At 49.9% G+C, this 16,591-nt stretch carries 15 protein-coding genes; 4 read left to right on the forward strand and 11 right to left on the reverse strand.

Annotation, left to right across the window (positions count from 1 at the left end):
• Positions 1 to 28 precede the first annotated feature (28 nt).
• The 5 genes from WG68_RS04290 to zwf are packed head-to-tail and all read right to left on the reverse strand — an operon-like array spanning position 29 to position 5,679.
• Positions 29 to 682 (reverse strand): bifunctional 4-hydroxy-2-oxoglutarate aldolase/2-dehydro-3-deoxy-phosphogluconate aldolase, encoded by a 654-nt coding sequence (locus WG68_RS04290; protein ID WP_046556424.1) that lies wholly within the window; start codon positions 680 to 682, stop codon positions 29 to 31.
• Positions 683 to 684: 2 nt separating this feature from the next.
• Positions 685 to 1,656, reverse strand: a complete 972-nt coding sequence (locus WG68_RS04295) for a glucokinase (protein WP_046556425.1) — start codon at positions 1,654 to 1,656, stop codon at positions 685 to 687.
• Positions 1,649 to 3,481, reverse strand: coding sequence for a phosphogluconate dehydratase (edd, locus tag WG68_RS04300; protein WP_046556426.1), 1,833 nt, complete (start codon positions 3,479 to 3,481; stop codon positions 1,649 to 1,651). The genes WG68_RS04295 and edd overlap by 8 nt, the downstream gene beginning before the upstream one ends.
• Before the next feature lie 10 nt (positions 3,482 to 3,491).
• Positions 3,492 to 4,181, reverse strand: a complete 690-nt coding sequence (gene pgl / locus WG68_RS04305) for a 6-phosphogluconolactonase (protein ID WP_046556427.1) — start codon at positions 4,179 to 4,181, stop codon at positions 3,492 to 3,494.
• 16 nt (positions 4,182 to 4,197) lie between these two features.
• Positions 4,198 to 5,679, reverse strand: coding sequence for a glucose-6-phosphate dehydrogenase (gene zwf / locus WG68_RS04310; protein ID WP_046556428.1), 1,482 nt, complete (start codon positions 5,677 to 5,679; stop codon positions 4,198 to 4,200).
• Positions 5,680 to 5,953: 274 nt separating this feature from the next.
• On the opposite strand from zwf, the gene WG68_RS04315 reads away from it, so the two are divergent.
• Both WG68_RS04315 and pyk read left to right on the forward strand, forming a co-directional pair.
• Complete coding sequence (locus WG68_RS04315; RefSeq protein ID WP_046556429.1) at positions 5,954 to 6,811, forward strand: MurR/RpiR family transcriptional regulator; 858 nt, start codon at positions 5,954 to 5,956, stop codon at positions 6,809 to 6,811.
• A gap of 137 nt (positions 6,812 to 6,948) precedes the next feature.
• The gene (gene pyk / locus WG68_RS04320; protein ID WP_046556430.1) at positions 6,949 to 8,385 is read left to right on the forward strand and encodes a pyruvate kinase; all 1,437 of its coding nucleotides are present in this window, start codon (positions 6,949 to 6,951) and stop codon (positions 8,383 to 8,385) included.
• Between the two features lie 69 nt (positions 8,386 to 8,454).
• Here the strand turns inward: pyk and WG68_RS04325 are convergent, their stop codons facing one another.
• Positions 8,455 to 9,426 (reverse strand): DMT family transporter, encoded by a 972-nt coding sequence (locus WG68_RS04325; RefSeq protein ID WP_046556431.1) that lies wholly within the window; start codon positions 9,424 to 9,426, stop codon positions 8,455 to 8,457.
• Between the two features lie 171 nt (positions 9,427 to 9,597).
• On the opposite strand from WG68_RS04325, the gene WG68_RS04330 reads away from it, so the two are divergent.
• Complete coding sequence (locus tag WG68_RS04330) at positions 9,598 to 10,593, forward strand: ATP-dependent 6-phosphofructokinase (RefSeq protein ID WP_046556432.1); 996 nt, start codon at positions 9,598 to 9,600, stop codon at positions 10,591 to 10,593.
• A 34-nt stretch (positions 10,594 to 10,627) separates the two neighbouring features.
• Here the strand turns inward: WG68_RS04330 and WG68_RS04335 are convergent, their stop codons facing one another.
• The 3 genes from WG68_RS04335 to WG68_RS04345 all read right to left on the reverse strand — a co-directional run bounded on the left by WG68_RS04335 (position 10,628) and on the right by WG68_RS04345 (position 13,066).
• Positions 10,628 to 11,446, reverse strand: a complete 819-nt coding sequence (locus tag WG68_RS04335; protein ID WP_046556433.1) for a LytR/AlgR family response regulator transcription factor — start codon at positions 11,444 to 11,446, stop codon at positions 10,628 to 10,630.
• Positions 11,421 to 12,521, reverse strand: coding sequence for a sensor histidine kinase (locus WG68_RS04340; RefSeq protein WP_046556434.1), 1,101 nt, complete (start codon positions 12,519 to 12,521; stop codon positions 11,421 to 11,423). The genes WG68_RS04335 and WG68_RS04340 overlap by 26 nt, the downstream gene beginning before the upstream one ends.
• A 128-nt stretch (positions 12,522 to 12,649) precedes the next feature.
• Entirely contained in the window at positions 12,650 to 13,066 is a 417-nt protein-coding gene (locus WG68_RS04345; protein ID WP_046556435.1) for an acyl-CoA thioesterase, read from the reverse strand.
• 29 nt (positions 13,067 to 13,095) lie between these two features.
• Between WG68_RS04345 and WG68_RS04350 the strand changes: the two genes are divergently transcribed.
• Positions 13,096 to 15,003 (forward strand): M61 family metallopeptidase, encoded by a 1,908-nt coding sequence (locus tag WG68_RS04350; RefSeq protein ID WP_235357670.1) that lies wholly within the window; start codon positions 13,096 to 13,098, stop codon positions 15,001 to 15,003.
• Here the strand turns inward: WG68_RS04350 and WG68_RS04355 are convergent.
• Together WG68_RS04355 and WG68_RS04360 are read right to left on the reverse strand one after the other, a co-directional pair.
• Entirely contained in the window at positions 14,954 to 15,766 is an 813-nt protein-coding gene (locus WG68_RS04355; RefSeq protein WP_046556436.1) for a M23 family metallopeptidase, read from the reverse strand. The genes WG68_RS04350 and WG68_RS04355 overlap by 50 nt on opposite strands.
• A complete protein-coding gene (locus WG68_RS04360) occupies positions 15,729 to 16,586 on the reverse strand; it encodes a 6-carboxytetrahydropterin synthase (protein WP_046556437.1) in 858 nt (285 codons plus the stop codon). Before WG68_RS04360 ends, WG68_RS04355 begins: the two co-directional genes overlap by 38 nt.
• Positions 16,587 to 16,591: the final 5 nt, after the last annotated feature.

The following is a 16,591-nucleotide window of genomic DNA, read 5'->3' on the forward strand; positions in this document are numbered from 1 at the left end:
AAACAGTATTGCTTGATAAACAGCCAGCTTAGCCCGCGGCTGCTGCCGTCGTTACTGCCATACGGGTTAACTCAGTTATCTGAGCCCAATCTTTGGCATTAACCGCGCTATCTGGCACTATCCAGGAACCGCCCACACAGCTGACATTAGGCAATGCCAGATACTCAAGGTAGTTTTTCTCGTTGATCCCACCGGTTGGACAAAAACGAATATCCGAAAAGGGGCCATGAATTGATTTTAAGGTTTTCACGCCCCCTGCCGCTTCCGCCGGGAAGAACTTAAAATGGGTATAGCCAAGCCCGGTTCCTTCCATCAGTTCTGAAATACTGGCAATGCCCGGGATCAGTGGAATGCTGGCGTCTTTACCAGCTTGCAGTAATTCTCGGGTCAGGCCCGGACTAATGGCAAATTTCGCTCCTGCCGCGATAACCTGCTGCAATTGCGCGGCGGTGGTAACAGTGCCAGCACCGACAATGGCTGCAGGTACCTGCTCGGCCAGCAGCTTTATTGCGTCAAGCGCAACCGGGGTACGTAACGTGACTTCAAGCACCTTTATGCCGCCGGCCAGCAACGCTTGCGCCATCGGTACGGCATCGGCCAGATCTTTAATCACAATTACCGGGACCACTGCACCTTGTGCAAAAAGTTCAGCAGGTTGCAGCTGCCAATTTTCAAATGCCATAATTAACTCGCCAAAGATTGTTTTAAGTAAACTGCAGCGCCAAGCAAGCCTGGCTGGGGTGCAGTCACGATATAGGTAGCGATCTGGCGATTAAACGCGCTAAACCGGCCTTTTGCTTCAAAACGGGTTCTGAACTCACTTGCTTCTAACAGTGGTAATAATTTAGGGGCAATACCGCCTGCCACATAAACGCCGCCAAAGGTACTGAGTGTTAGTGCTAAATCACCGGCTACACTGCCTAAACTGGCAAAAAACTGAGCAACCGTTGCGCTGGCAAGTTCAGAGGTGCCGGCCAACGCTTGTTGGCCAATTTCACCGGCTGACAATGGCGCAACGTCTAACCGGCGATACAAGGCTAATGCCCGGTAAATCGCTTCGAGCCCCGGGCCAGATAACAGCCGCTCAGGTGACACATGGCCATATTCCTTACTGAGCATTTGCTGAATAAACCATTCCTGTTCTGTCTGTGCCGCCCAGTCGACATGGCCGCCCTCACCCGGCAAGGGCACAAATTTACCGTCAACTTTAATTAAATGAGCAACGCCTAAGCCTGTGCCTGCGCCCAGCACGGCCATCGGTTTATCTGGCTGCGAGCTACCCTGACCAAGTTGTACTTTGTCACTGGCTGTCAGCGCCGGTAAGCTCATGGCTACCGCGGTGAAATCATTCATCACCAATAAGCGGCTTAAGCCTAGCTGGCGCTGCATCGCACTGATTGAGAATTGCCAGTGAAAATTAGTCATGCTGACATCATCGCCCGTTACCGGACAAGCAATGGCAATAGCAACATGTTTAAGCATTGTCAGCTGCTGCTGTTGCTGGTAATGCTGCAGGGCATCCGCCAGGCTGGCAAAAGTAGCGCAGGGATAAACCGCAACTTTATCCAGCGTTAGATCTGCCATCTTCACCCGGCTAAAACGCGCATTAGTGCCACCAATATCAGCCACGATAGCAAAATCAACCAAGTTAGCCATGCAAATGGTCCTCAGTAACAAATAAACTGCAGGCACCTTGTTCCGCACCGCTTAACTGAGCACGCATTGCGCCAAACATTTCCCGGCCCATACCATAAAAATTATGGCTTAAATCGACTTGCGCCTGGGCTCTGGCATTAAATTCAGTGGCATCAACCAGGACTTCAAGTTTGCCACTATTGCCATCCACTAATATCATATCGCCGGTTTTAATCCGGCCAATGGCGCCGCCATCTACCGCCTCTGGCGTGACATGAATAGCGGCAGGTACTTTACCTGAGGCACCTGACATCCGGCCATCGGTTACCAGCGCCACTTTATAGCCCTTATCCTGTAATACACCCAGCGGCGGCGTCAGTTTGTGCAGCTCTGGCATACCACAGGCTTTCGGGCCCTGAAAACGCACCACTACAATGCAATCTTTATCCAGCGTACCGGCCTTAAAGGCTGCATCCAGTTCATGCTGGCTGTTAAATACCACGGCAGGAGCTTTGATCACCTCAGTGCCATCGCGTAGTGCTGAGGTTTTTAAAATTGCCCGACCCATATTGCCAGACAGGACTTCTAAGCCACCATGAGTTTTAAAGGGCCTGGCAACGGTGGTTAATACCTCCGGATCCAGTGATTGTGCAGGCGCATCTACCCAATGTAACTTACCGTCTTTTAACAGCGGTTGCTGGGTATACCGGCGCAAGCCCGGGCCTGCGATCGTTTGCACATCTTCATGTAATAAGCCGGCATCCAGTAATTCCCGGATCAACAGCGCCATACCGCCAGCATGCTGGAAGTGGTTGATATCGGCCTGGCCATTAGGGTAAATCCGGGTTAACAAAGGTGTGGCCGCAGACAATTCAGCAAAATCGTCCCAGTTAATGATATAACCAGCTGATCTGGCCACTGCAACCAGATGCATGGTGTGGTTGGTAGAGCCACCCGTGGCCAACAGACCAACAATGCCATTGACAAGAGTTTTGGCATCAACCAACTTACCAATGGGTAAATAGTCATTACCCAACTGGGTTAACCGGGTTACCTGACGGGCGGCGGCTTTGGTCAGCTCATCACGTAACGCACTACCCGGGTTAACAAACGACGACCCCGGTAAATGCAGGCCCATCATTTCAACCACCAATTGGTTGGAGTTCGCAGTGCCGTAGAAGGTGCAGGTACCCGCTGAGTGATAAGACGCCGATTCAGCCTCCAGCAGCTCTTCTTTGCCCACTTTACCTTCAGCAAACAGCTGGCGTACCCGGGCTTTTTCTTTGTTCGGAATACCAGAAGGCATCGGCCCCGCGGGCACAAATACAAAGGGTAAGTGTCCAAAACTTAAAGCAGCCATCAGTAAGCCGGGAACAATTTTATCGCAAATACCCAGCATTAAGCCGCCATCGAACATATTGTGGGATAACCCCACTGCCGCCGACATGGCGATAATATCGCGGCTTAATAAACTCAGCTCCATGCCGGGCTGGCCCTGTGTCACGCCGTCGCACATCGCCGGCACACCGCCAGCAAACTGCGCAACGCTGCCAACCTCATTAACCGCTTGCTTAATCAAAGCCGGATAATGCTCATAAGGCTGGTGTGCCGACAACATATCGTTATACGAAGAAACAATGCCAATGTTGGCTTTGCTCAGGCTACGCAAGTCTGCTTTGTCTTGTTTGTTACAAGCCGCAAAGCCATGCGCCAGATTGCCGCAACTCAGCACACCGCGGTGCGGCCCGCTCTGGCCGGCCTCGTCTATGCGGGCCAGGTAGATTGCCCGGCTTTTGCTGCTGCGGGCAATAATACGATCGGTTACCCGTTGAATAGCAGGGTTCATAACACTTCCTCTAATTTGCGGCATACATAACAGCCACATCAACATCTGGCTGTTGTATAATGGCCCGGATTGGCATACTGGCTACGTCGTTGGTTGCCTGTGCTTTGTTCAGCACCTCAAGTTTACCGGGGCCTACCAGATGTAAAAATATCTGCCGGCTATTGAGTAACCTCGGCAAACTTAACGATATCCTTTGGTGTGGTGCACTCGTCGGATTCACCGCCAGTACAGCCGACGCATCGGCAGCTAAACCCGCAGTTAATTCACGGCTACAGGGAAATAGCGAGGCAGTATGGCCATCCTCGCCCATGCCCAGAATCACGGCATCAAAAGCCGGCAGCGCTTTAAGTCGCGCTGAAATAGCGGCAATGGCCTGCTCAGCAGTTGCCGCCCCGGCATACAAACTAATAAAGTTAGCAGCGCTGGCGTTGGCTTGCAGCAAATGCGTCTTGACCAGCCGTTCATTGCTGTCAGCCGAATCAACCGGCACAAAGCGCTCGTCAGCCAGCAGAACTGTAACCTTGTCCCAGGCCAGTTCCGCTTGCGACAGTGTATTAAATAGCGCAGTGGGCGTACGGCCACCCGATACCACAAGATAAGCCTGCCCTCTGTTGGCAATAGCGTCAGTGAGTATGCTCACCAGCTGCCTGGCAAAATCATGATTTAACGCTGCGCTGTCGGTATAGTGATGTAGCTGCATAAGTCTTGTCCCCTGCCTATTCGTCCCAGTTACGCTCGTCGCGCGCTAACATTGAAATAGAAGCGACCGGGCCCCATGTGCCCGCCTGATAGGTTTTAGCCGGCTCGTTATTGTTTTTCCAGGCATTTAGTATGCCGTCAACCCACTGCCAGGCCTGTTCTACTTCGTCACGACGAACAAACAAGTACTGATTACCTAGCATGGCCTCCAGCAATAATCGCTCATAAGCGTCGGCAATTCTCTGCGCTTTAAAGGTTTCATCAAAACTTAAATCAAGTTTACTTTGCTGCAGGCGCATATGTTCACCCAGCCCGGGTATTTTGTTCATCACCTGCACTTCCACCCCTTCATCGGGTTGCAGGCGGATGATCAACTTGTTGGCTGGCAGTTCGTTGTAAGTTTCATGAAAAATATTATGTGGTTGTGGCTTAAAACAAATAACCACCTCGCTGTGCTTTTTCGGCATACGTTTACCTGTACGCAGGTAAAAGGGCACGCCAGCCCAGCGCCAGTTATCAATATCCACTTTTATCGCAACAAAGGTTTCAGTTTTGCTACCAATACGCGCGCCTTCTTCTTCCAGGTATCCTGGTACCTGCTTGCCCGCTACAAAACCACTGGCATACTGCCCACGCACCGTCTTTTCCTGCACATTACTGCTGTCAATCCGGCGTAATGCTTTAAGTACTTTTAGTTTTTCATCACGAATGCTGTCGGCATCCAACCGGGCAGGCGGTTCCATGGCAATTAGCGACAATACCTGGAGCAAGTGGTTCTGCACCATGTCGCGCATCTGGCCGGCGTCATCGTAGTAACTCCAGCGCCCTTCTACCCCCACCTCTTCAGCCACGGTGATCTGCACATGATCAATAGCATTGTGGTCCCAGTTTGACGCAAATATGGCATTAGCAAAACGCAATGCCAGTAAATTAAGTACGGTTTCTTTACCCAGATAATGGTCAATCCGGTAGATCTGACATTCCTTAAAGAACTCAGCAACCTGGTCATTTATCACAATAGAGGATGCTAAATTATGGCCAATAGGCTTTTCCAGTACTACTCGTGACGGCTCTGCTGCCAGGCCTGCCGCGGCCAGGCCCTTACAAAGATCGCCGAACAGCGCTGGTGGTGTGGCAAAATAGCTGACTGGTGTTCTTTTGCCCGGGTCGATTAACTTACCCAGCTTTTTATAATCAGTGATTTTGGTCAGGTCGAGTTGTACATAGAGAAGTTTTGCCGCCAGCTGCTGCCAGACAGCTTCGTCCAGAGTCTCTTTTTTTAAGAAAGTATTGAGGTTGGTTTTTACCATCTCGAGATAGCTGTTATTGTCCATTGCATCACGAGCTACGCCGATAATGCGTGAGTCTGCCGCCAGCAGGCCAGCTTTCTCTAACTGATATAATGCGGGCAAAAGCTTACGCCGGGCTAAGTCACCTTTAGTGCCGAATAAAATTAAATCGCAGGCGTTATTCTGAGCATTGTGTGCTGTTGTCGTCATGTCTGACCCTTGTAATAATACGTAATTTTACAACACTTGCCGCATACTAACGCGCCAAAAGGCCGCTGTAAACCCGATTTGTTGTAATTTAATTACAGCATAAGTTATATTTTGACTAATCTTACATATTAAGGCAGCCTTAGCAACGCAATTACAGTTTTGTGGTAAATTTAATACTGTTTTGTCGGCACACTTGGTGTATAACCAAGCAGGCAACAGATGTTATCAAAAGCAGTTGCCACCATTACAACTTAATACTGTCAGGAATTAGTGGATGAACGTACTGGAAAAAATTGTAAGTAGTGTAACCAGCTTCAGCAAATCTGAACGCAAAGTGGCTGACGTTATATTAGCTAATCCACAGATCACTATTCACAGCAGTATAGCAGCGCTGGCCAAAATGGCTGATGTCAGTGAGCCCACTGTCAACCGTTTTTGCCGCCGGCTCGACACCAAAGGCTTTCCTGACTTTAAATTGCATTTGGCCCAAAGCCTGGCAAATGGTACGCCCTATGTAAACCGGCATGTCGAAGAAGAAGATGGCCCGGAAGCTTATACCGCCAAAATTTTTGAGTCGACCATGGCTGCGCTGGACACCGCCAGGCAACGCGTTGATATTAATACCATTAACCGAGCGGTTGATGTATTAACCCAGGCGAAAAAGATTTCATTTTTTGGTTTGGGAGCGTCAGCCTCTGTGGCGCATGATGCCCAGAATAAGTTTTTCCGTTTTAACGTGCCGGTAGTATGCTTTGACGATATTGTGATGCAACGCATGTCGGCAATTAACAGCTCTGATGGCGATGTGGTGGTATGCATCAGCCATACCGGCCGCACGAAAAACCTCTGTGATATTGCAGCTATCGCCCGTGAAAACGATGCGACGGTAATAGGTATAACGGCCTATGACAGCCCGCTTGCCCGAGAGTGCACCCTGGTTTTATCGCTGGATGTGCCGGAAGATACCGATATGTATATGCCTATGGCGTCCCGGGTGGCGCAACTGGTATTAATTGATATTCTGGCAACCGGCTTTACTTTACGCCGCGGCAGTAAATTCCGGGAAAACCTGAAAAAGGTTAAAGACAGCTTGCGCGGCTCACGCTTTGAAAAGAAAGACTTCACTAATTAATTTGTCGCTTTTTATCATTTCAGGTTGGTCAACTGCACCAACCTGTCGCTTTTAAGCTTAATGCCGCTGTATTCTGTAATAAAATTACATTACACTTAACCAATTGTTCGATCCGCGTCCAACAGCAGGAGCATCTGATGCCAAGAAGAACCAAAATTGTCGCCACTCTCGGCCCCGCTACCAATACTCAGCAGTCTATCGAAAAGCTTATCAGCGCAGGTGCTAGCGTATTCCGGCTTAACTTCTCTCATGGCAGTGCTGATGATCACCGGGAAAGAGCCAGTATGGTGCGCGCTGCAGCTGAAAAATTAGGCGCGCATGTTGCCATCCTGGGCGACTTACAAGGACCGAAAATCCGGGTATCTACCTTTAAAGAAGGGGCGGTGCTACTGGCAGAAGGTCAGCAGTTTGTGCTGGACGCCAGCCTGGCTAAAGGCGAAGGCGATCATCATCAGGTGGGTATTGATTACAAAGCGCTGCCACAAGATGTCAGTGCTGGCGACTTACTCTTGCTAGACGATGGACGGATCCAGCTGCAGGTGGAAAAGGTTGACGGTGACCGGGTGTATACCAAGGTAACGGTTGGCGGCAAGCTGAGTAACAATAAAGGCATTAATCGCCAGGGCGGCGGCTTAACCGCACCGGCTCTGACTGAAAAAGATAAAGCTGACATTATCACTGCGGCGGAAATTGAGGTTGATTTTCTGGCAGTTTCCTTCCCTCGCAGTGGCGACGATATGCGTCTGGCGCGGCAGCTGGCGCAAGCTGCTGGCTCAGAAGCACGCATGATGGCAAAAATTGAGCGGGCTGAAGCCGTTGCCGACAATGAAACCCTGGATGACATTATTCTGGCTTCGGATGCCGTGATGGTTGCCCGCGGCGATTTGGGTGTTGAAATTGGTGATGCAGAGCTGGTTGGCCAGCAAAAGCGCATTATTGCCCGCTCCCGCCAGCTCAACCGGGTGGTTATTACCGCCACCCAAATGATGGAAAGCATGATTGAAAGCCCCATGCCAACCCGGGCAGAAGTGATGGATGTGGCTAACGCCGTATTAGATGGTACCGATGCAGTGATGTTATCGGCAGAAACCGCTGCGGGTAAATACCCCACCGAAACCGTAAAAGCCATGGCACGGGTATGTGATGGTGCTGAAAAGCACCCCAGCGTGCAAATTTCCAAGCACCGGATGGATGTGGCCTTTACTGAGATCAGTGAAACTATCGCCTTATCAGCCATGTATGCAGCCAATCACCTGGCTGGTATCAAAGCCATTATCGCCCTGACCGAATCAGGCTACACCGCTAAACTGATGTCACGCATCACCTCACCACAACCCATTTATGCGCTGTCACGACACAATAGAACCCTGAATAAAATGGCGCTGTACCGTGGCGTTTATCCGGCGTTTTTTGACAGTACCATGTTGGTTGAGCAATCGCTGGCCGACGCCGCCATTGATGCCATTCGTAAGCAAGCCGGCCTGAAAAGCGGTGATTTAGTCATTATGACCCATGGTGACGCCATGGAAACGATTGGCGCTTCTAATACCTGTAAAATTGTGCAGGTAAAGTAAGCTCAGCCGTCAGTTCTAACATTAAAAAAGGGCCGGTGGCCCTTTTTTAATGTGTCATGTTAACACAACTTAAAACACATCCCGTTGTAGCTTACGTACCCGCCTGGCAGCACGATACTCAACAAACTGTGGTGCCAAAGCAGTTAACGCAGAGCCGGTAACCACCATTAAAGCACCCAGCCAGGACCAGATATTCAACTGCTGGGCAGCTAAGAAATCAGGGAACAACCAGCCGGTCAGATTGGCAAATAAAATAGTAAACAGTGGCGTTACCGCCAGTACCGCGCTGACTTTAGACGCTTCCCAGTGATGCAGTGCCTCAGCAAAAGCGCCATACGCCACCACAGTATTCAGACAACAGAACACCAGTAGTGCCCAGTGCAAGTTGCTCATCGTCAGCAAAGGTGCAAAGTCCGACACCGGCATAAAGCACACTGTCCCGGCAACATACAGCAGGTACATAATTTGCTTCGAACTATAGCTAACCAGTAATTGCTTTTGTGCCAGGGCATAGGCCGCCCAGGTAATGCCCGCAGCAATCACCAACAGCACGCCCAACGTTTCTGAACTGGCCTGCAGCACCAGCTCAACCAGGCGCTCATTAAAAAACAGCAACAAACCACCAAGCAAGGTAACAGCGCCAACTTTTTGCCATAACAACAGCTTTTCTTTGAAAATAACAATGCCACCCAGCATCATCAGAAAAGGCGCCAGCTGAATAACTACCTGGCCAGTTTCGGCACTAAGATAGTTTAAGCCACTTAAATACATAATATAATTTGATAATAAGCCGACAACCGCTATCAGCATCAGCCAGGCCACCTTGCGGTTATACAGCCGTTTTAATACCGGTAGTTTGCCGCGTGCCGCCAGCCATAATCCTACTATCACAGCAGCAGCAAGAAAGCGGATGGCGGTTATGGTGTTAGCAGACATAATATCGAGCAGGATCTTCAGGGCTATTGGCAGGGCCCCCCACAAAATTGCCGTGGTCAGCGCCAGTAACAACCCAATCAGACTTCTCCCGGTAATTTGGTGCATAGTACAGTGTTTCCTCAGACAGGCAGCGGCTGGCAGTTCAACCATGGCTATTGTCTCTTATTTCGGGTTAAGCTGTCTTGTAGTTTGTGAAAGTTTGCGACAAATCAAATGCGTTGATTGTGTAGCCACTATACTGAAGCGATTAACCACTACCCAACCACAGGAATGACAATGAGTACGATTAAACGACTGGCGGTGCTAACCTCTGGTGGTGATGCACCAGGCATGAATGCCTGCATCCGCGCTATTCAACTTACTGCCAGCGCCTGTAATATTGAAGTGATTGGTTTTCACCACGGTTTTAACGGCTTGCTGGAGCAGGAATATCAGAGCTTACACTCGCATCATGTCGATAATATAATTCAACGCGGTGGTACCATCCTCAAAAGTGCCCGCTGTCCGGCACTGGAGCAAACCGATGGGCCCGCCCGGGCAGCAGAAGCATTGCAGCAGCTGAATATTGATGCGCTGATTGTGATAGGCGGCGATGGCAGCTTTCGTGGCACCCTGGCCATCAGCAAGCATTACAGTGGCCAGCTGATCGGCGTGCCGGGTACCATTGATAATGACGTAGATGGCACCGACAATACCATTGGTTTTGCCACCGCGCTTGATACCGCCCTGGATGCTATTGATAAAATTCGCGACACTGCCGATGCCTTTGAACGGATTTTTTTAGTTGAGTTAATGGGCCGGCACAGTGGCTATCTTAGCCTGGCTGCCGGTATTGCTGCCGGCGCTGAGCAAATTATCTGTCCTGAATTTGGCACCCTCAGTCCTGCCAACCTGAAGCCCATTATTACCCCTATTCAGCATGCCCAGCTGCTGAAAGGCAAAGCCAGCTATATTATGATTGTCGCCGAAAACAGTTACCCTGGTGGCACTACGGCTTTAGCCGAGGCATTAACCGAGGCAATCGGTATTGAATGTCGCGCCTGTATTCTTGGGCATATTCAACGTGGTGGCAGCCCGGTCGGTGCAGACAGGATCCTGGCAACCAAGCTCGGTGCTTATGCAGTTGAACAATTGCTGCAAGGCGCTAACCTGATGATGGCAGGTGAGGTTAATGGCGAAGCCGTGTTATACCCTTTGGCGAAAACCGGCGACAGAACAAAAGCCATAGACCCTTTTCTGGTGCGTTGGCAGCAACAAATTGGCAGTTTGTAAACTGCCAAAATAGGCTTGCTAGCAACGAAAATAGCTACTGGCTGAAGACTTGCTTCACCCGATCTTTATAACTACGGCTTACTTTCACGGCCTGGCCATTGGTAAGCATTAACTGATGCTCACCATTAGACAACATTTGCAATTTGGCAATGGTATGCACATTAACAATGGCCGAACGGTGTACCCGGACAAACAACCGGGGATCTAACTCTAACTCCAGCTCCTTCATCGTCCGTCGCAATATATGGGTCTGGCCGTCTTTGGTATGGATACACATATAATCACCGGCCGCATCAACCCAGTCAATTTCCGCTACGGGCACCCGGGTAATTTCACCACTATCTTTAATACTGATAGCATCCGGGAAACGGTCATTTACCACTGGCTCAGATTTATCCAGCCGCTGCAGAATATTGCCGGCTTCATCACCAGTTAATTTTGCCACCGCTGCCGCCAACTGGCCCTTATGCTTCTGGCTGTCTGCCGCGGCATGAAATTTCAACACCTTAGCCACTGCTGCTTTCAGCCGCTCAGGTTCAACCGGTTTTAACACATAATCAAGTGCATTCACTTCAAAGGCGTTAAACGCATAATGATCATAGGCCGTGACAAACACTATATAAGGTAGTTTACCCTGCTGTTGTTGTAAGCTTTTTAACACAGCAAAACCATCCATGCCTGGCATTTCAACATCCAGAAATACCACATCGGGCTTGAGCTCGAGTATCTGTGCTACGGCTTCATCGCCATTGCTACACTCTGCCACCACTTCCAGCTGCTCAAAAGCTGCCAGCCGCACCAGCATGCCTTTGCGGGCCAGAGGTTCATCATCTACTACTATTACCTTCAACATGGTTTGCTTCCGCTTGTTCTAACTGCAATGGGATCCGGATATTTACTTTTAATCCTCTGGGCTCGTTGTGAGTCAGTACCAGAGCAAAATCGTTGTCATACAACGCCGCCAGCCGTTCTTTAGTATTGACCAGGCCAACACCGCAGGCATTGCTTTTAGGAATGCCATCAGTTATCGGCATACCTGGGCCGTTGTCAGATACTTCCAACAATAAGTCATGACCAAACTTCTTCGCCGTAATGGTAATGGCACCGCCATTCACCTGACTGGCTACTGCATATTTAATAGCATTTTCTATCAAAGGTTGCAGTATTAAACTGGGCACTAAGGCTCTTTCCGTACCCTGCTCTATATCAAACTCTATGGTTAACCGCTCTGAAAATCTGACTTTTTCTATTTCCAGGTACAGTTTTGCTGCATACAGTTCCTGCTCAAGCGGCACCCGGTTAATCGGGTCTTTATATAGCGAGTAGCGTAAAAAATCACTGAGCCGGGTGACCATTTTATTGGCTGTATCGGTCTCATTTATCAGTACCAGGGTTGAAATTGCATTTAGGGTATTAAACAAAAAATGCGGGTTAAGCTGATACCGTAGCATTTTTAACTGTGCTTCATGTGCCTTGTTAGTTGCCGTTAATGACTTCTGTTTTTCCAGTTGCAGGGTTTGGTAATACTTAATACCAAAATACAAGCCACTCCAGCTTAACATCACATAAAACGCTACCGGTGTATCCTTAATATACTGCAACCAATCGTCCGGCCGATAGCCGTGGCGATAAATTTCCCAATAGTTAAAGTTTCTTACGCTGGTCCAGACCGCTGCGATCAATAATGCCAGCAGCAATACGATTAAAATCATCCGCCAGGGTGGCCAAAACCAAATCCGTTGATAAATATAGCGCAGTGGAATAGTAATCAGCCAACCAACATAAGCATCCAGCGCCAGCACAATCAAGTAGGCGTCCCGGGTTTCCTGCACCAATGAGCCCAGGTAATTAACAATGGCAAACCCCAGCCACCCCAGGCTATGCAGGATCCAGAACTGCCGGTTACGATCTTCAAACAGTTTGTACAAGTTAATGACCCGCCTAATTAGTCTGAGCCGATTATAACCAAGATGCAGCCTAAAGCCTTGCCGCTTGAACTGATTTCAGCAGACATTAATCGCAATTCAACGTTAATTCCTCATTACTGCAGCCAATGTTAAAAATCGGCCAGTACCGGCGTGGGTTTACGATCAGTCCCCAGCGCCACAAAGGTGAAATTACCCGAAATGGCTTTATGCTGATCGTCGTTGTACATATTCTCAACAAAAATATCGACGTGCACTTTAATACTGGTGCGACCTACATGCTCAATTTTAGCGACCAACTCAATAATCGAGCCTGCCGGTATGGATTCTTTAAAATCAACCCGATCAGAACACACCGTCACCAGCGGTTTACGGCAAAAACGAGTGGCAGCAATAAATGCGGCTTCATCCATCCAGGCCAACGCCTCACCACCAAACAAGGTGTTGTGATGATTGGTGCGGCCGGGAAACACAGTTTTGGTGACCCGGGTAACGGCATGTGCCATACGTTTGGCAATCAAGGCTTCACTGGGGGGGAGGTTTGACATAAGCTACTCACTGTAAAAAAATAAAACATGTGCAGGCTGATAACCAACAATTGGCCGTTATTATAACAGGCCTTATCAGTACAACGTTAAGTTTAAGGCAATGGGAGCGTCATATCGTGGTCAGTTACCTGCTACAAGTACAGGATATCAGCAGTCATGCTATCATCGTCACAATAAACTTTACCCCCACCAAAGATGTGCACCAGTTATGCATGCCAGCCTGGATCCCAGGCAGTTATATGGTCCGTGATTTTGCCCGTAATATTATCAGCATAAGTGCCCGGGATGAGCAAGGCCCATTGGCCACACAGCAGCTGGACAAACAGTCCTGGCAACTGGCCTGTCGCCAGTTACCGGTTACCGTTAGTTACCATATTTATGCTTACGATATGTCAGTACGGGCAGCCTATGTGGATGACGAACTAGCCGTATTAAATCCGGCCGCCCTGTGCCTGGCCGTCAGTGATTTAACCGCAGTGCCGCAGCAGATCACGCTGTTTAAACCGGCAGCGCAACAGGCCGCCAGCTGGCGGGTGGCAACCGCCCTTACCCCAATCAACGGCACCGGGTTCTTGGCTTTTGGCACCTATCAGGCGGCGGATTATGCCAGTTTAATTGATAGTCCTATCCTGGCAGGGCTATTTACCCTGCAGCAATTCGATATTGATGGCATTCCTCATTATCTGGTCGTCAGCGGCAACAACCTGACCGACTTAACCCGCTTTGCCAGTGATTTGCAGCAAATCTGTCAGCAGCAACGGCAAGTTTTTGGCAGCCTGCCGGCAGACTTAGATCAGTACTGGTTTTTACTCTGGGTTACCGAGCAGGGCTATGGCGGCCTGGAGCATAAATTCTCTACCCTGTTACTGTGTAACCGCTTTGACTTACCCGCGAATGCTACAGCTGAACCCGATGATAACTATCAGCAGTTGCTGGCATTGTGCAGCCATGAATATTTTCATACCTGGTGGGTAAAGCGGCTAAAGCCCGTTGAATTTCAGTGTTACCGCTTAGATGCCGAGCAATACAGCAGCCAGCTATGGCTATACGAGGGGTTCACATCTTATTTTGATGATCTTGCACTGGTGCATAGTGGTTTAATCAGCCCGCAGCGTTACCTGAGCAGCTTAGAGAAAACGATTAGCCGGGTGAGTCGCAGCCCCTCTGACAGTGTGCAAAGCCTGGCCGCCAGCAGTTTTAATGCCTGGACTAAATTTTATAAGCAGGATGAAAATGCAGTGAATGCCGTGGTCAGTTACTATGCCAAAGGTGCCCTGCTGGCACTTTGCCTGGAAGCTGATTTACAGCAACAAGGCAGCTCATTACAGCAGCTATGCCAGTATTTGTATCAGCAGTATGCAGCCCGGGGTACCGATGAGCAGAGCCTGTTCAGTAGCTTGCATGCGCTGGGCTTTAGCGACCTGGCAGACACCGCCCGGGCCTGGGTTGAACAGAGCGCACCTTTACCGCTGGCAGCTGCGGCTAAAAAACTGGGTCTGGCGCTGAGCTTTCGCTCAGAGCGCCAGCCGGACGATCTTAGTGGTACTGATGACAACCCATTGCCGGCACCTGCCAGCCTGTCGGCAAACGTCAAACTTCAGCAAGGGTTGTTAACCGTTACTCAGGTAAGAAATGACGGTGCGGCACAACAAGCCGGTCTGATGGTAGGAGACCAGCTATTGGCGCTGGCGGGTAGGAAAATTACCGAACAAAGCCTGCCGCAACTGTTACAGCGCTTAGCTGAACACAGCAGACAAGATTTAACGATTTACCGCAAAGACCGCTTGCTGACGTTGCAATTACCGATTATGGCTGCGCCGCCAAAAGTGGCTATGTTACAGGTGACGCAACCAGAGCAAGTCAGCCGTTGGCTGCGCCAACCTGAATCTAGTCTGCCAGCAGTAGCTGTGGATCCAGCCTTTCCTGCAACCAGTTAATCCGCCAATCCAAATGGGGCCCGGTAACCCGACCTGTAGCCCCTACTTCCGCAACCTGCTCGCCCTGCCGGACTTGCTGGCCCACCGTTACCTCAATCGCATGCAAATGCATTAAGGTTGAGGTCACCCCCATGCCATGGTCAATAATTAAGGTTAAGCCAGAGAAATACAAATCGTCCGCCAGCAATACCTTGCCATCCCAGGGCGCCAACACCGGTGCGCCAACCGGCGCAGCAATATCTAAACCATAGTGCGGGTTGCGGGGTTCACCGTTGAATATCCGCTGGCTGCCATACACACCAGAAATACGTCCCTCAGCCGGGCGCTGCGGCTGAGCAAAGATCGCCGTTTTGTCACTGAGCGTTGAGCGTACCTGCCGGACTTTTTGGTTATCGTGTTGAATGCGTGCGGTAACCTCTGCTGGCGGCGTCACGTATTTTTGCGCCACACCGCTAATGTGCTGAATATCATATTGCCGGTTTGCAAATTGCAGCGGCATAATGTCACGGGCACCGTCAGGTTTAATAATCGTCAGTTGATGCTGCAGGCTGGCATCGCGGCCAATCCCAAATACGAACCGACCGTCTGCTGTCACACTAATGGGTTGCTCATTAAAAAGCACTGTCGCACCCGCCGGCGCCTGACCACGAATTAAACTACCCTGAGTCAACTTACCTTGCAACGTCACGCCATCAGCCGCCTGTACTGCCAGGCCAGTTAACAAACTACAACTGAGCAATAGCCCCTTTTGCCACGCCTTCATACGCTACCACCTTATAGGTTTTACTCTGATCCAAGCCTTTCAGTTCGCCGGCAATATACTCAGCTAAACACTCAACCGTGGTATCGCACGGCACAATGTCACAATGGCTTTTCGGCATAACCAGTTCAAACCAGCCCTGGCTCGCCTGATAGCGAAAACAATAATCGTCAGCCTCACTGCTAATATGTTGCAGCGCCGTGCTGTCCACCCTATCCACTGCACTGCCAAGATATCTATCCTGCCAGCGCTCGCTCCACAGTTTATTCAGCCGCGGTGACAGCATGCCATCCACATAAATCTGAATAGTCGAACGGTGGCCATGCGCAATGCGCTGACAATTGCCATCATGTTTTTTTAAACCATGGCTGTAATGATAGTAAAAACCAGTGCTGGCTTCCGGCCGCAAAGTCAGCTTTAGGCGCTCAACGTTAGCCGGTAGCAACGGTTTTATTTGTTGTTCAAGATAGTCAGCAACACTTTGCTCATTAATCTGCTGGCTTGGTATCAGCGCAAATGCCTCGGCCGGCGATGCCAGGCTGATTACCCCACGCTGGCTTTGATAGCGCACCAGGGTGTTAGCGGCTTGCACTGTGGTCGTTAGCGCCGGGCATAGTGCAGGTAGTGCCAGCTTATGGTCTACCAGCTGATCAATTGCCTGTTTAATAACTTTTTTAACTTTGGCAAAATCGAATACCATGGCGGTATCATCCAAAGAGCCATGTAATTCGGTATCAACAATATAGCTTTCACCTACCATGCCCCGTTTCAGGTCGAGGTATGAAAAATCAATCACAGTTAAGGAATTTACAAATAAGATCATCTGAT

Source organism: Arsukibacterium ikkense (genome assembly GCF_000987775.1).
GTDB lineage: Bacteria > Pseudomonadota > Gammaproteobacteria > Enterobacterales > Alteromonadaceae > Alishewanella > Alishewanella ikkense.

Excerpts from the sequence above, each read along its gene's own strand:
- WG68_RS04290 (WP_046556424.1), bottom strand. The coding sequence starts at position 682 with ATGGCATTTGAAAATTGGCAGCTGCAACCTGCTGAACTTTTTGCACAA.
- WG68_RS04295 (WP_046556425.1), bottom strand. The coding sequence starts at position 1,656 with ATGGCTAACTTGGTTGATTTTGCTATCGTGGCTGATATTGGTGGCACT.
- edd (WP_046556426.1), bottom strand. The coding sequence starts at position 3,481 with ATGAACCCTGCTATTCAACGGGTAACCGATCGTATTATTGCCCGCAGC.
- pgl (WP_046556427.1), bottom strand. The coding sequence starts at position 4,181 with ATGCAGCTACATCACTATACCGACAGCGCAGCGTTAAATCATGATTTT.
- zwf (WP_046556428.1), bottom strand. The coding sequence starts at position 5,679 with ATGACGACAACAGCACACAATGCTCAGAATAACGCCTGCGATTTAATT.
- WG68_RS04315 (WP_046556429.1), top strand. The coding sequence starts at position 5,954 with ATGAACGTACTGGAAAAAATTGTAAGTAGTGTAACCAGCTTCAGCAAA.
- pyk (WP_046556430.1), top strand. The coding sequence starts at position 6,949 with ATGCCAAGAAGAACCAAAATTGTCGCCACTCTCGGCCCCGCTACCAAT.
- WG68_RS04325 (WP_046556431.1), bottom strand. The coding sequence starts at position 9,426 with ATGCACCAAATTACCGGGAGAAGTCTGATTGGGTTGTTACTGGCGCTG.
- WG68_RS04330 (WP_046556432.1), top strand. The coding sequence starts at position 9,598 with ATGAGTACGATTAAACGACTGGCGGTGCTAACCTCTGGTGGTGATGCA.
- WG68_RS04335 (WP_046556433.1), bottom strand. The coding sequence starts at position 11,446 with ATGTTGAAGGTAATAGTAGTAGATGATGAACCTCTGGCCCGCAAAGGC.
- WG68_RS04345 (WP_046556435.1), bottom strand. The coding sequence starts at position 13,066 with ATGTCAAACCTCCCCCCCAGTGAAGCCTTGATTGCCAAACGTATGGCA.
- WG68_RS04355 (WP_046556436.1), bottom strand. The coding sequence starts at position 15,766 with ATGAAGGCGTGGCAAAAGGGGCTATTGCTCAGTTGTAGTTTGTTAACT.
- WG68_RS04360 (WP_046556437.1), bottom strand. The coding sequence starts at position 16,586 with ATGATCTTATTTGTAAATTCCTTAACTGTGATTGATTTTTCATACCTC.